Genomic DNA, 12,604 nt, shown 5'->3' with positions numbered 1-12,604 from the left:
TCCCGGCCTCCCCGAGGCTCCGCCAGAACCTCACCCACCGCCTCACGAGCAATCACAAACCGCTCCCACACCGCCAGCCGAGAACGCCTCCCAACTGCGGACAGGCAAATGCACAGCGAACGATGGCGACCTGGCGCAATCTGACCATCAGACCTATTCGGCTGGGAACGGCGCCAATAACATGCCCGTCGGCCTCCGCCGCAACGCACGCAACGCCTGCCGCCCCCCTCGCTTGCCTCGGCCTCGCCTGATCACAAACCGCATGCCATCCAGTCTTTGGCAAAGCCCTGGGGCCGACGGCTGAGGTTCATCTACCATGTCGTCATGGCATGCAGCGTATGTGGACTCGGTGGGCACAACAGTCGCACATGTCAGGGTGAACACCCCACGTGTCCGAACTGTGGTAAGCCGACAGCCAACATGAGCGACTACTCGGAGCGACACGACAGCGATTACTGCTCTCCGTTCACCTCCTCCGATTGCTGGGGTGCCGCGCGGTGACAGCGCTTGCCTGTACAGGCTGTGACGATCCCGTCGAGAACGCGACTGACTGGGACGACGAGTCTCAAATGTGTAGCGCTTGTTATGAAGTCAGCGGCGGCCCCACATACTGCTGCGGCGTTATGTACGACGATGGCGAAGACATCTGCAGGAGTTGCGGAGACCCGCTTTAAGAGACCATTGTGCTCCAACGTTGCGTCGCAGGCCTGCGACGCAACGCCCCCCCCGATCGCCGATGGCTCCTCGCATTCCTCGGTCTCGGATGACACAAACCGGACGTAACGTGACTACGCCGAGACCCTTCTCAGGGGGATATCCGGATCGATGCCATTCACCGGCCCTACCCGGACCGCTGAGTCAGGTGATCTGCCGCAACAGTCCGACGAACTCCCGCAGCTCTCCGCAGAGTTTCGGGGTCAGCGGCTCGGCGTCGAAGTGCGCGATGCTGTTGCGAATGACGCGTACTCGGTCGAGTTGGCGGACGAACTGGCCTCGGTCCACGCCCGGCCACCCGAGCGCTTGCCAGTTGTCGTCCGATCGCGTGCGGAGCACGGGGGTTCTGCTGCTCGCCATCCAGCAGTTTCACATAGCCCATGAACATCAGATCAGTGATCAGGCCAGTCTGCTTGCTGGGCGGTCCTTGCACTGCTCGGATAGCGTCTGCACTGATCTTCGCACCGAGACACTTTCGCAGCCGGGACTCGATCTCTCCCACCACGAAGAACGGCCAGGCCGTTACCTCGAAGCGCTGTGTGATATCGGCTGCTGTCACGATCCCGCTGAAAGTGCCGTTGTTCGCTCTGACCAGGAGATAACCTTCCTCGCAGATCCGGGGAAGCAGAGAGAAAAAGTCGTGGTGGGCCTCGACGACGGGCGGATCCTGCACCATCGCCTCCGCCAGTACCGCAGCGGAAGTAGTCTCGTACACCTTCGCGACCGAACTCCACGTGATTACGCCGTGCAGCGTCGAGTCCCCCTCAATAACAGGAATTTGGGAGTACTTTTTGGTTCGCATCAAGTAGGTCACCTGAGTAAGTGCCATGTCGGGTGTCACGGAGAAGAGGCCCCCCACCGCGGAGGGGATGTCCCCGACCCGCAGCGGACGCGCTGGCAGCCCCCCGGACGGCACCTCCCCGGGCTCGCCAGCCGCATCGGCCGGCTCCTGTACCAGCGCATGCTGAAGTGACACCATATGGACGTCAGCGCCGTGGTTGCAGGTTCCAAAGTATGGCAGGGTGGACAGGCCAACGTCTTTCAGGGCTTGTTCGATAGGCGGGACCGTCAATTCATTGCGTAGACGGGTGCCGAATAGTGCGAGGAGTTCCTGGACAGGGATCTGTTTGCCCTTGAGGGCGAGGAGCTGCTCCTCGCCAGGGATCTGCACCATAGCCGCACTCACGATTCCATCGAGTCGCGGAAGACGGTCCGCTTGCCCATAGCCGCCATCACCAGGTCCAGAAGCTGCTTCGCCCGGTTCTCGTAGAAGCGGACGAAGTCGCCCTCGCGTAGGGTGCTCACATCGACCAGGTGGGTGGCCACTACATCCTCGAACCACGCGGGCCGCATGCCCGATTCTAGCGAGAGCGTTTTGAGGTAGGTACTGGGCGGGCCCGACATGCTCTTACTCGCGCGAAGCGACAGTGGGGTTTTATTGACGATCGAATCAGCGTACTTGGCCCTGCTGGGCTCATTTTTGGTGATCCATGCCTTGGGAAAGATCAGCCGCACGTCCACGGCGTGCTCGATCAGCTGCCCCGGGGCGAGCGGCCTGTCGGTGAAGTACCAGTCGACGGCGCCCTGCTTGATAAGCAGAGCGTAGATACCCTTGTACGCGGCACTGTTTCGGGTGGTCAGTGTATTCAGCCGGTCGTCGAGGAACGCCGCCTCCGCGACCGTGTCCGGTACAACGCTGTTGCCACTCCGGATCCAGTCGATCAACTGCTCGGTGTCGCGGGTAAAGCGGGTTTCCAGCGAGCCGCCGTACATCTCGCCGAGGACCCCGCACCAATACCACTGAGCGATCCGCTCATCGGCTCCCGGGGCATCCGTCTCGTCGCCGATGAGCGCTCGAACCGCCGCGAGCGGAACCAACTGGGTGCGGTACGGCAGGTCACTCGTACGGACAATGGACTGGCGCTCCAGGAAACCGCCCACCCATGCGAAGGCGCCGGCCACCCGCGGCGCCAGCCGGATGAAATCAGCGAGGGGCAGATTGAGTAGGTCCCGGCGCTTGCACGAGACGGACGTGACCGTCCCGGCCTGCTTCGCCTCCCAGGTACGGACCAGGGAGATTGCCTGAAGGAAATCGCTGCTGCTCAGCCCCTCTTCCGGACCGCCCTCAGGCCGACCGAACACCGGATACGCGGTAGTCAGCACGTACTTGATCTGCTTCCACTCGTCCGGAAGTCGGTAGTAATCCCCTCGCTGGACAACGTAATCCTGGTTTCCCGCATAGGTGGCCGTCAGCAGCTCAAAGACGTTCAGTAGCATGCCGCCGGTGTTCACTCGCTCGAACACTGCACACACGGCATCCGTGGTGGTGGTGGACGCAAGCTTGATCATCGGCACGTCGAACGACAGCACGTTGTTCAGGACTTGGTCCTGAAACTTCATCCACAGAGGCCAGTTGCCTGGATCTCGCACGAACTCCTGCTGCCATGCGCCCACACGGTGGGTGTCAAAGACAAAGTTCAGCGGAAAAAGTCCGGTCGCGCATTCGCGTTCGGTAGTACTCAGATCAAGCACCACCTTGCGAGCAAAGTCCCGCTTGAGCGTGCGTTCCTCGGGCACCGACAGAATCGCCTCATCCCTATCTGCGGGTGAACCGACCGCCTTGGCGATGTCCACGTAGTACCAGGCCTTCATGTCCTTGCCCCGGGAATCCCGCGTCTCCACTGGTCTGTCCTGGTGAAGCGCCTGGAACAGGGAGGTCAATCGCTGCTGCCCGTCCAGCAGCAACAAATCCGGCGTAGCGCCTTCGCAAACCTCGGCACCCTGGAGCGGCCTGGCCTTGAACTGCGGAGTGCCACCGGTGTGCAGCGACATGACCACGCCGAGCGGATACTTCAACGTCACCGTCGCGATGAGCGCCCTGATCCGCTCGTCGTCCCATTTCCAATCCCGCTGAAAGTCTGGAAGTTGAAGAGCACCGGAGGCGACTTCCTTGAGCACGTCCTTGAGATCCGGATTATCCAGTGCCACGACGCCTACTCCCCCACCAACAGTTGGATCAGAACCATGCAACTGCCCATACGAGCAGGGCGGTTCGACGCGTGTCAACTGCTCAGAGCGCATTGCAACGGCGACCGGTCGCGGTGGAGGAGTCGCGCTCATCGCGGCCTCGGGGCAGTCAGCTCGCTGGCAGGATGCTGCAGGGCACCGTGCCCTGAGGGAGGAGAGGAACCATACTGAAAGCTGGAACGACCTGCGCTGAAGCGCAGCCCACCCTCCGCGCGGTATCGACATGCCATGGACCACCTGTGGACGAGCCAAGCCTGGTCCAGGGCTCGCGAGACTCTGACCAGCTATTTACTCGTGAACTCGAAGCCCTCTCCATAACCATGTACGCAGGTTCGAATCCTGCCGGGGCACCCTGCATGAGGTGCCCCCGAGATCTGGTCGGCGGCGGAAACGCTGAGGCCGGGTCTTCGCGTAAGTGCAGGCGTGTGCCGCTCGCAGCGGGTGTCTGTCTGGTCCGTGGACTGTTCGTGGACAGGGTCTTGGGCTGTCTCCCATGGTCGGCCCCGAGATTCCCGGGCGTACGTCAGCCGGTGTCCGGCCACTCCTCAGGTGGCGGGGACTGCCCCGGGTCGGCCTGTCGTTCCACTCGTCGCGCGTTCTCCTCGCGTAGGGACGTCAAGCACGGCCACAGATCTGGCAGAGGTCCTGCCGAGCAGACGAGGCGGTGCTCAACGCGGCACCGCTGGAACTGATCCGGCGGACATACCCCGTAGACCGTCACCCTCCCATCGGACAGTTCGATCCACCGGTGCTCCGCAGGCACCGTGTGAGCCAGGGGTCTCATGTCCGGCTCCAGCAGCACCCATTCCTGTTCAAGCGTCGGCGCCCGGTCCTGCAACAGCCCGCAGTCGGGGCAACGGGACTGCCCGCCACTCAGCCGCCGCGGTACCTTCTCTAATGGCCCCATACCGTGAGGGTCGCCGGTCCGTCAGCTCAGGCGTAGAGCGCGAACCGGACGGAATCCTTGGGGCAGCAGCCCACCAGCGATGCACGATGCGATACAGCAGGTGCAGCCGGCAACTAACGACCGACGACACGCGGCCGAGATGCGGCGAAGGCGACTGCGGGTGGCAGCGGAAGGGGGTGCGGTGGCCTGCGGGGGTGAGGGTCACGATCGCGTTGTCGTCAGTGGCGTCGCGCGCGGTGAGTTCGAGCGGTTTGGGGTGCTGCGGCCCGGAGAGGGTGGCAGGACACCAGCCGTGCCGACGTCGGGAGGCAGAGGGGCGTCGGCGAGATGCCGGTGTTGCTGCTCGGCCGGCGTGAGTACCGGGGGGGGCGGGGACGCGTGCACCCGGAACTGTGAACTCGCCGACCTGCCGCCGTCACGTGTCGTCCAGGGTGTCCTTTGAGGCGAGTTGGCCCTCGACGAAGCAGAGGCGGTAGATCTTGGCCTCCATGGCGAAGAAGCCGCCGCCCTCGGCGCGGTAGTACTTGCACAGGGAGTTCGGCGGGGTGGGGACGCGGGCGGAGGTGCTGGGGCCGCTTCCCTCGTAGACCTGTTGGGAGGGCAGGACCGAGCGCAGGTCCTCCCAGCTCTGTCCGAGTCTGAGGCCCCGGTAGGTCTCGGTGTTGAGGGTCATGTCGTCGACCTGTCGCGAGAGGTAGACCACGGACACCGCGACCGCCGCGGCCACCGCCACGACGGGTACGGCGAGGACGACGGCCAGGCTGCGGCGCACGCGTTGTTCCGCGTGGTGCTGGGCGGCGTGGGTGGCGGGGGCTTCGAACGGGGGGCTGTCGTCCGGGGGGCTCGTGCCGGGTCGTACGCCGGTGTGCGGGAGGCGGGCCGAGACCTCGAAGCCGTCGTCGCGGTGGTGGGCGGAGAAGGTGCCGCCCAGGACGCGGGCGCGTTCGGCGAGGCCGACCAGGCCCATGCTGTGGCCGCCGCCGCTTCGGGCGGGCTGGCCGGAGGCGCCGTTGGTGACGGTGACGACGGTGAGGTCCGTCAGGCGTTCCAGCCGGACCTGGACCTCGGCCCCGGGGGCGTGCTTGGCGGCGTTGGTGAGGGCTTCCTGGACCACGCGCTGCACGGCCTCCTCGATCACCGGCGGCGCTTCCAGGTCGAGGCCAACCCGCCGGACGTCGACCAGCATTCCGGCGGCCCTGGCCCGGTCCACCGTCGCCGTCACGTCCTCGCGGGGGCCCGACGACTCGGGTGCGTCGTCGTCCACCCGCAGGACGCCGATGATGTCGCTGAGGCTCTTGACGGCGGCTCCCGCGCTGCTGCGCAGTTGACGCGCGGTGGAGCGGGTGGACTCGTCCAGCGCCGGGGCGACTTCCAGGGCCGCGGCCTGCATGGCGAGGAGGGTGAGGTCGTGGCCCAGGTGGTCGTGCATGTCCTGGGCGATCCTCGCCCGTTCCCTGATCCGGGCCCGGTCGGCGCTCAGTTGCTGCTCGCGTTCGAGGTGCCGGGCGCGTTGCCAGCCGGCCAGTTCGAGTTCGCGGCGCTGCTGCCGGTGGCGGCCGGCCAGCCAGGCGGTGACGGCGCCGACGAGCAGCGGCGCGCTGTTGAGCAGCGTCGTGGTGTAGCCGGACTTCGCGCCGAGGGCGGCGAGTGCGGCCAGCACGGCGCTCGCCGCGGCGACCACTTCCACCGGCCGGCCCTTCAGGTCGCGTCGGCCGGCGAGGTAGGTCATCACCAGCATGGCGGGGGCGAACCAGGGGCTGAACAGGCTCAACACGGCGCTGAGGCCCCAGGACAGGGGCAGGCGTCGCTCTCTGAGCACGACGGCCGGGACGAGCAGCAGGGCACCGGCCCAGGGCCACCACACGGGGCCCGCGTCCCACACGGCGGGCGACTCGAACAGCACCGGTACGGTGAGGACCGTCCACAGGGCGGTGCCCCGTACGACCCGGTGCCGGCCGAGCCGCTTCAGTGCGTCGCGGTACCGGTCGGTCGTGGAGTCAGGCAGGGCGGCGTCGGCTGAGTCTCTCATCGGGGGTCCTGGAATCGGGGATCCTGGAGACGAGCAGGTGCGGTGACGGCCGCACAGCGACCAGGGATGGGGAACGCGTGATTCGGGTGCTGATCGCCGACGACGAGACGATGATGCGGGCAGGGGCGCGCGCGATCCTCTCCGCAGACCCGGAGATCGAGGTCGTCGCCGAGGCCTCCGACGGACGGGAGGCGGTGGAGCTGGTCCTGCGTCACCGGCCCGACGTGGCGCTCCTCGACGTACAGATGCCGCACCTGGACGGGCTGGACGCGTCGTCGGCGATCCTGCGTTCCGGGGTCGGCACGGCGGTCATCATCTTCACCACGTTCGGCAAGGACGACTACATCTCCCGGGCGCTGAGCGAGGGCGCGAGCGGGTTCCTGCTGAAGTCCGGCGATCCCCGCGACCTCATCGCGGGGGTGCGCGCCGTCGCGGACGGGGCGGCGTATCTGTCGCCGGAGGCGGCGCACCACGTGATCCGTGGCATGTCCTCCGGCCGGACGGCCCGCGGGGCCGCGGCCCGGGAGCGGGTCGGCCGGCTGAGCGCGCGTGAGCAGGAGGTGCTGGCGCTGCTCGGTCAGGGCCTCGCCAACGCCCAGATCGCCCGCCGCCTCCGCCTCGTCGAAGGCACGGTCAAGACACATGTCAGTTCCATCCTCACCCGCCTGGGCGTAGACAACCGGGTCCAGGCGGCCATCATCGCCCACGAGGCGGGGCTGCTCGATCGCGTCGAGTGAACCTCGCCGCGGACGCGGCAGGTGGGAGGGGCCGACGGTCGGCGTCGTCACCGGCCGGCGTCATCACGCTTTTCAGGGGCCGAGGTTGGCACGGGCGGGCGGCGTCACGGGTGGGCGGATCCGCCGCCACCCGGGTGTCCGTCCTCGGTGCCGCCCGCCGCGTGTGCGGGGAACGGGCAGCGCCAGTCCGCCGGGACCGCGCGTCCCGAGTACTGACGGGCCTCCGAGGACTCGCCGTGGTCGGACAGCATGGGGTTCACGTCTCCCTGGAGGCGGATCTCCCTCTCCCGTATGCGGCGCTGCAGCCCGAAATACGTACCCTGTGCCTTGAGACGGTCGAACTGGTGGTGCGAGTTGAATACGAGGACCGGGTGGGAGAACCGCCGGGAAACTCGCGAGGAAGCCGGATTGAGTCCGGCCACGAAGAACGCGTGCCCGGCGACGCTGTAGCCGAACTTCGGCGACTCGGGATCACTCGAGTATCCGTCGTCCCAGGCGTGGTCGCGGGCGTCGACGCGGTGCAGCCGGTCCAGTTGTCTCCAGAGGATGTCCTCGAACTCCTCCTCCCCGATCCGCACCGGGCCGCGGAATACGGCCGCGAACGAGGCGAAATCCGTGTCCCCGGGAAGCCGTTCCGCGACGAACCGGGTCAGGTCGCGGTGCAGCCGCTCGGTGTCCTCCTCCGTGTCCAGCTCGTCGTAGACACGGGTCACCAGCACATCTTGACGCAGGGACGCACGCGCGCCGAGGCAAGTGAAGGAATCACTTTCCATCCACAAGCCGAATTCCTGCACCAGGTCTTGATGTGCCATTCTTCCTCCAGCTCCCCCAGCAAGTGCCGCGACCCTAGCATTGACGGAGAATCCCTCCCCCTCTAATCCTTCTGTTTAAGGGAGAGGTTGAATGGGACAACCATGGCACGACCCGAACCACATCGGTCTTTAAGGCGAGGGTTAACGGCTGCGCTTAAAGTTCCTTGACAGACCTCCCGGCCGCCCGAATAGGTTGCTGATCACTATTGCTGCCAGCTGTATTTCGTCGCTGGTCAGATCAACAAGTGCGGTCGGAGTGGGAGAGACGGCAGTGACGCGACAGCCACGCAAGATCGAGGACATCTACCCGCTGTCCCCTCTCCAGGAGGGTCTCCTCTTCCACAACGTCCTCGAAGGGGCGGGCACCGACGTCTACGTCGCCCAGGTGACGACGGACTTCGAGGGCGCCCTCGACGAGGAGGCGCTGCGCGCCGCCGCCGCCTCGCTGCTGACCCGCTATCCGAATCTGCGGGTCGCCTTCCGGCAGCGCAAGTCGGGCGAGTGGGCGCAGTTGGTGCTGCGCGAGGTGGAACTCCCCTGGCGCACCCTGGACCTGACCGGAGTGCCCGCGGCCGAGCGGGAGGAGCGGGCGAGGCGGGCCGCGCTCGACGACCGGGACCGCAGGTTCGACCTGGGGCAGGCGCCGCTGGTGCGGTTCACCCTGGTACGGCTCGCGGAGCGGCGCTTCCGCTTCGTGATGACGAACCATCACATCCTGTTGGACGGCTGGTCGATGCAGATCCTGATGAAGGACCTGTTCGCCCTCTACCTGTCCCGCGGCGACGCCTCCGGGCTGCCCCGCCCCCGCCCCTTCCGCGACCACCTCACCTGGCTCGCCGGGCAGGACACCGACACCGCGCGCACGGCCTGGGCCCGGGCACTGGCCGGTCTGGAGGAGCCCACCCGGGTCGCCCCGCCGGCGGCCGGGCAGGCCCCCGTGGTCCCCGAGCACATCCGCTTCGGCCTCGACGACGACGAGACCAGGGCGCTGACCGCTTTCGCCCGGAGCCGCGGGCTGACCCTCAACACCGTGGCCCAGGTGGCCTGGTCACTGCTGCTGGCCCGGCTCACCGGCCTGGACGACGTCGTCTTCGGCGCCACCGTCTCGGGGCGTTCACCGGAGCTCGACGGCGTCGAGGAGATGGTCGGCCTCTTCATCAACACGCTGCCGGTGCGGGTACGGCTGCGTCCGCAGGAGCCCCTTTCCGCCCTGCTGGCGCGGGTCCAGGAGGAGCAGAGCGCACTCCTCGCGCACCAGCACCTGGGGCTTGCCGAGATCCAGCGTACGGCCGGCATGGGCGACCTCTTCGACACCTCCATGGTGTTCGAGAACTACCCGCTGGACGCGTCGGCCCTCGCACAGGGTGCCGAGGACCTGACCATCCTCGGCACCGAGAGCTACGACGCCACCCACTACCCGCTGGGCCTCGTCGCCATCCCGGACGGCAGGCTGCGCTTCCAGCTCGACTACCGGCCCGACGTCTTCACCGCCGGACGGGCCGAGGAACTGGCCGCGCAGCTGCTCGACGTCCTGCGGCTGCTGCTCGCGGAGCCGGAGCGGCCCGTGGGCCGGGTCGACGTCCTGGACCCGGCGCAGCGCCGGCGGATGCTCGTCGACTGGAACCGCACCGACCGTACGGTGCCCACGGACACCCTCCCGCGCCTCTTCGAGGAGCAGGTGGCCCGCACCCCCGAGGAGACCGCGGTCGTCTTCCGGGGGACCCGGGTCACCTACCGCGAGCTCGACGCGCGGGTGAACCGGCTGGCCCACCTGATCGTGGAGCACGGCGTCGGCCCGGAGGACGTGGTGGCCGTCGTACTGCCCCGCTCGGTCGACTCCGTCGTCGCGCTGCTCGCCGCCATGAAGGCGGGCGCGGTCTATCTGCCCGTGGATCCCGCGTATCCCGCCGAGCGGACCGCCTTCATGCTGGCCGACTCCGCCCCGGCCCTCGTGGTGACGGTCTCGGCCGCCGAGGACCGGGCGGCGCTGCCCGCCGGCTCCACCACGCCCGTCGTACGCCTGGACGACCCCCGCACCCGGCAGGACCTCGAAGCCCGCCCCGCCTCGGCCCCCGCGGCTTCGCCCGCCACCCCGGACAACGGCGCGTACATCCTCTACACCTCCGGTTCCACGGGCCGACCCAAGGCCGCGCTGATCCACCACTCGAGCCTGAGCAACCTGCTCCACCACCACCAGTATGAGGTCCTGGCCCCGGTCACGGACTCGGTCGGTGGACGCCGGCTGCGGATGGCGCACACGTCGTCCTTCTCGTTCGACGCGTCCTGGGGCCTGTTCCTGTGGATGGCCGCGCACGGTCACGAACTGCACCTGATCGACGACGACACCCGGCACGACCCGGAGGCCTTCGCCCGTCAGGTCGACGAGGACCGCATCGACGTCGTCGACATGACCCCGTCCGAGTGCCAGCATCTCATCGCGGCCGGCCTGCTGGACGCCTCCCGGCACCGGCCCGCCCTGGTGGTCCTGGGCGGCGAGGCCATCGGCGAGTCCCTGCGCGCTGCCCTGACCGCCGTACCCGGCCTGACCGCGTTCAACTTCTACGGTCCCACCGAGTGCACCGCCGACAGCGTCACCGGTGTCGTCCGCGACGCCTCCCCGGCCGAACTCGGCACGCCCGTCTCCAACGCGCGGGTGTACGTCCTGGACTCGGCACTGCGGCCGGTCCCGCCCGGTGTGGCGGGCGAACTGTACGTGGCGGGTGCGGGAGTGGCCCGCGGCTACGTCAACCGCCCGGCCCTCACCGCGGAGCGCTTCACCGCCAACCCGTTCGGCCCGTCCGGCTCCCGCATGTACCGCACCGGAGACGTGGTGCGCTGGACGCCCGAAGGTGTCATGGAGTTCATCGGACGCGCCGACCACCAGGTCAAGGTCCGCGGCTTCCGCATCGAACTCGGTGAGATCGAGTCCCTGGTCGGCGCCCACGCCACGGTGGGCCAGGCCGCCGTGGTGGTCCGCGAGGACCAGCCCGGCGACAAGCGCCTCGTCGCCTACGTCTCCGCCGCCGAGGGCGAGGAGCCCGACGCCGCGGCACTGCGCCGCCACGTCGCCGAGCACATGCCGCAGCACATGGTCCCGGCCGCCGTCGTCCACCTCTCCGAGCTGCCGCTGACGCCCACCGGCAAGTTGGACCGCCGTGCCCTGCCCGCCCCCGACTACGCGAACGCCCGCGAGTCGGCACGCCGGCCGCGTACGGACCAGGAGGAGATCCTCTGCGGGCTCTTCGCGGACGTGCTGGGCGTCGCCCGGGTGGGCATCGACGACAGCTTCTTCGACCTCGGTGGGCACTCCCTCCTGGCCACCCAGCTCGTCTCCCGCATTCGCGGCGCCCTCGCACGAAGCCCTGCGCACCCTCTACGCCCAGGACGAGAACGGAACCCGGCAACTGGTCCTGCCCACGGAACGGGCAGAGCCCCGGCTGGAGACCGTCGACGCGGCCGCCGACGCCGATCCCGGACCGGCGCTGGCCGCGGAGGTCCGGCGTCCCTTCGACCTCACCGGTGACCTGCCGTTGCGGGCCACCCTCTTCCGCACCGGGCCCGAGGAGCACGTTCTGCTCCTCGTCGTCCACCACATCGCCGCCGACGGCTGGTCCATGGGACCCCTCGCCCACGACCTCACCACCGCCTACACCGCCCGGCTCGCGGGACGGAACCCCGGCTGGGCGCCGCTGCCGGTGCAGTACGCCGACTACACCCTCTGGCAGCAGACGCTGCTGGGCGACGAGGGCGACGACACGTCGATTGCGGCACAGCAGCTCGCCCACTGGCGGAAGGTCCTGGCACCGACATCCCCATCGGCACCCCCATCGCAGGACGCACCGACGACGCCCTCGACCACCTCGTCGGCTTCTTCGTCAACACCCTCGTCCTACGCACCGACCTCACCGGTGACCCCAGCTTCACCGAACTGCTGAGCCGGGTGCGGGAGAGCGACCTCAGCGCGTACGCACACCAGGACACCCCCTTCGAGCGCCTCGTCGAAACCCTCAACCCCGAACGCTCCCCCTCACGCCACCCCCTCTTCCAGACCATGTTGTCCCTGCACAACCTCCTGGGCCGTGGCACCGGCGACGGGCTCCCCGACTGGCCGGGCATGGAGGTGTCCGGGCAGCCTCTCGACTCGGAGATGGCGCGCTTCGACCTGGCGCTCAACCTCGGTGAGCAGTTCGCCGCCGACGGTTCCGCGAGCGGTATCGACGGGGCCTTGGAGTTCAGTGCGGATCTGTTCGACAGGGAGACGGCGGAGCTCCTGACGCGGCGCTTCGTGCGGGTGTTGGAGGCGGTGGTGGCCGATCCGCAGGTGCGGGTCGGCGGGATCGGGGTGCTGGAGGAGGGCGAGCGGGAGCGGGTCCTGGAG

At 68.1% G+C, this 12,604-nt stretch carries 9 protein-coding genes; 4 read left to right on the top strand and 5 right to left on the bottom strand.

What is annotated here, in order from left to right:
- Positions 1 to 841: 841 nt before the first annotated feature.
- The 4 genes from IE94_RS35935 to IE94_RS37240 form a co-directional block, all read right to left on the bottom strand.
- Complete coding sequence (locus IE94_RS35935) at positions 842 to 1,888, bottom strand: CBS domain-containing protein (RefSeq protein ID WP_245235304.1); 1,047 nt, start codon at positions 1,886 to 1,888, stop codon at positions 842 to 844.
- An 8-nt stretch (positions 1,889 to 1,896) separates the two neighbouring features.
- A complete protein-coding gene (locus IE94_RS0122585; protein ID WP_030187204.1) occupies positions 1,897 to 3,702 on the bottom strand; it encodes a DUF262 domain-containing protein in 1,806 nt (601 codons plus the stop codon).
- A gap of 562 nt (positions 3,703 to 4,264) precedes the next feature.
- Complete coding sequence (locus IE94_RS41210; protein ID WP_078606563.1) at positions 4,265 to 4,648, bottom strand: DUF6083 domain-containing protein; 384 nt, start codon at positions 4,646 to 4,648, stop codon at positions 4,265 to 4,267.
- Positions 4,649 to 5,063: 415 nt separating this feature from the next.
- Positions 5,064 to 6,677, bottom strand: coding sequence for a sensor histidine kinase (locus tag IE94_RS37240; RefSeq protein WP_051777609.1), 1,614 nt, complete (start codon positions 6,675 to 6,677; stop codon positions 5,064 to 5,066).
- A 77-nt stretch (positions 6,678 to 6,754) separates the two neighbouring features.
- On the opposite strand from IE94_RS37240, the gene IE94_RS0122575 reads away from it, so the two are divergent.
- A complete protein-coding gene (locus IE94_RS0122575; protein ID WP_030187199.1) occupies positions 6,755 to 7,414 on the top strand; it encodes a response regulator in 660 nt (219 codons plus the stop codon).
- A 104-nt stretch (positions 7,415 to 7,518) separates the two neighbouring features.
- Here the strand turns inward: IE94_RS0122575 and gntA are convergent, their stop codons facing one another.
- A complete protein-coding gene (gene gntA, locus IE94_RS35925) occupies positions 7,519 to 8,226 on the bottom strand; it encodes a guanitoxin biosynthesis heme-dependent pre-guanitoxin N-hydroxylase GntA (protein WP_106977964.1) in 708 nt (235 codons plus the stop codon).
- Positions 8,227 to 8,497: 271 nt separating this feature from the next.
- On the opposite strand from gntA, the gene IE94_RS0122565 reads away from it, so the two are divergent.
- The 3 genes from IE94_RS0122565 to IE94_RS39955 all read left to right on the top strand — a co-directional run.
- On the top strand, positions 8,498 to 11,749 hold the full coding sequence (locus IE94_RS0122565) for a non-ribosomal peptide synthetase (protein WP_051777607.1): 3,252 nt from the start codon (positions 8,498 to 8,500) through the stop codon (positions 11,747 to 11,749).
- Positions 11,631 to 12,161, top strand: a complete 531-nt coding sequence (locus IE94_RS41205; protein ID WP_245235307.1) for a condensation domain-containing protein — start codon at positions 11,631 to 11,633, stop codon at positions 12,159 to 12,161. The genes IE94_RS0122565 and IE94_RS41205 overlap by 119 nt, the downstream gene beginning before the upstream one ends.
- Positions 12,053 to 12,604: condensation domain-containing protein (locus IE94_RS39955; protein ID WP_245235306.1), on the top strand; the 552-nt coding region annotated here is incomplete at its 3' end. The genes IE94_RS41205 and IE94_RS39955, both read left to right, overlap by 109 nt.

The organism is Streptomyces violaceorubidus, assembly GCF_000717995.1.
In the GTDB taxonomy this organism is placed as follows: Bacteria; Actinomycetota; Actinomycetes; order Streptomycetales; family Streptomycetaceae; genus Streptomyces; species Streptomyces violaceorubidus.
This window is presented reverse-complemented; position numbering and strand designations above follow the sequence as displayed.

Coding starts and splice junctions, on each gene's coding strand:
- IE94_RS35935 (WP_245235304.1), bottom strand. CDS start 1,888: ATGGTGCAGATCCCTGGCGAGGAGCAGCTCCTCGCCCTCAAGGGCAAA.
- IE94_RS41210 (WP_078606563.1), bottom strand. CDS start 4,648: ATGGGGCCATTAGAGAAGGTACCGCGGCGGCTGAGTGGCGGGCAGTCC.
- IE94_RS37240 (WP_051777609.1), bottom strand. CDS start 6,677: ATGAGAGACTCAGCCGACGCCGCCCTGCCTGACTCCACGACCGACCGG.
- gntA (WP_106977964.1), bottom strand. CDS start 8,226: ATGGCACATCAAGACCTGGTGCAGGAATTCGGCTTGTGGATGGAAAGT.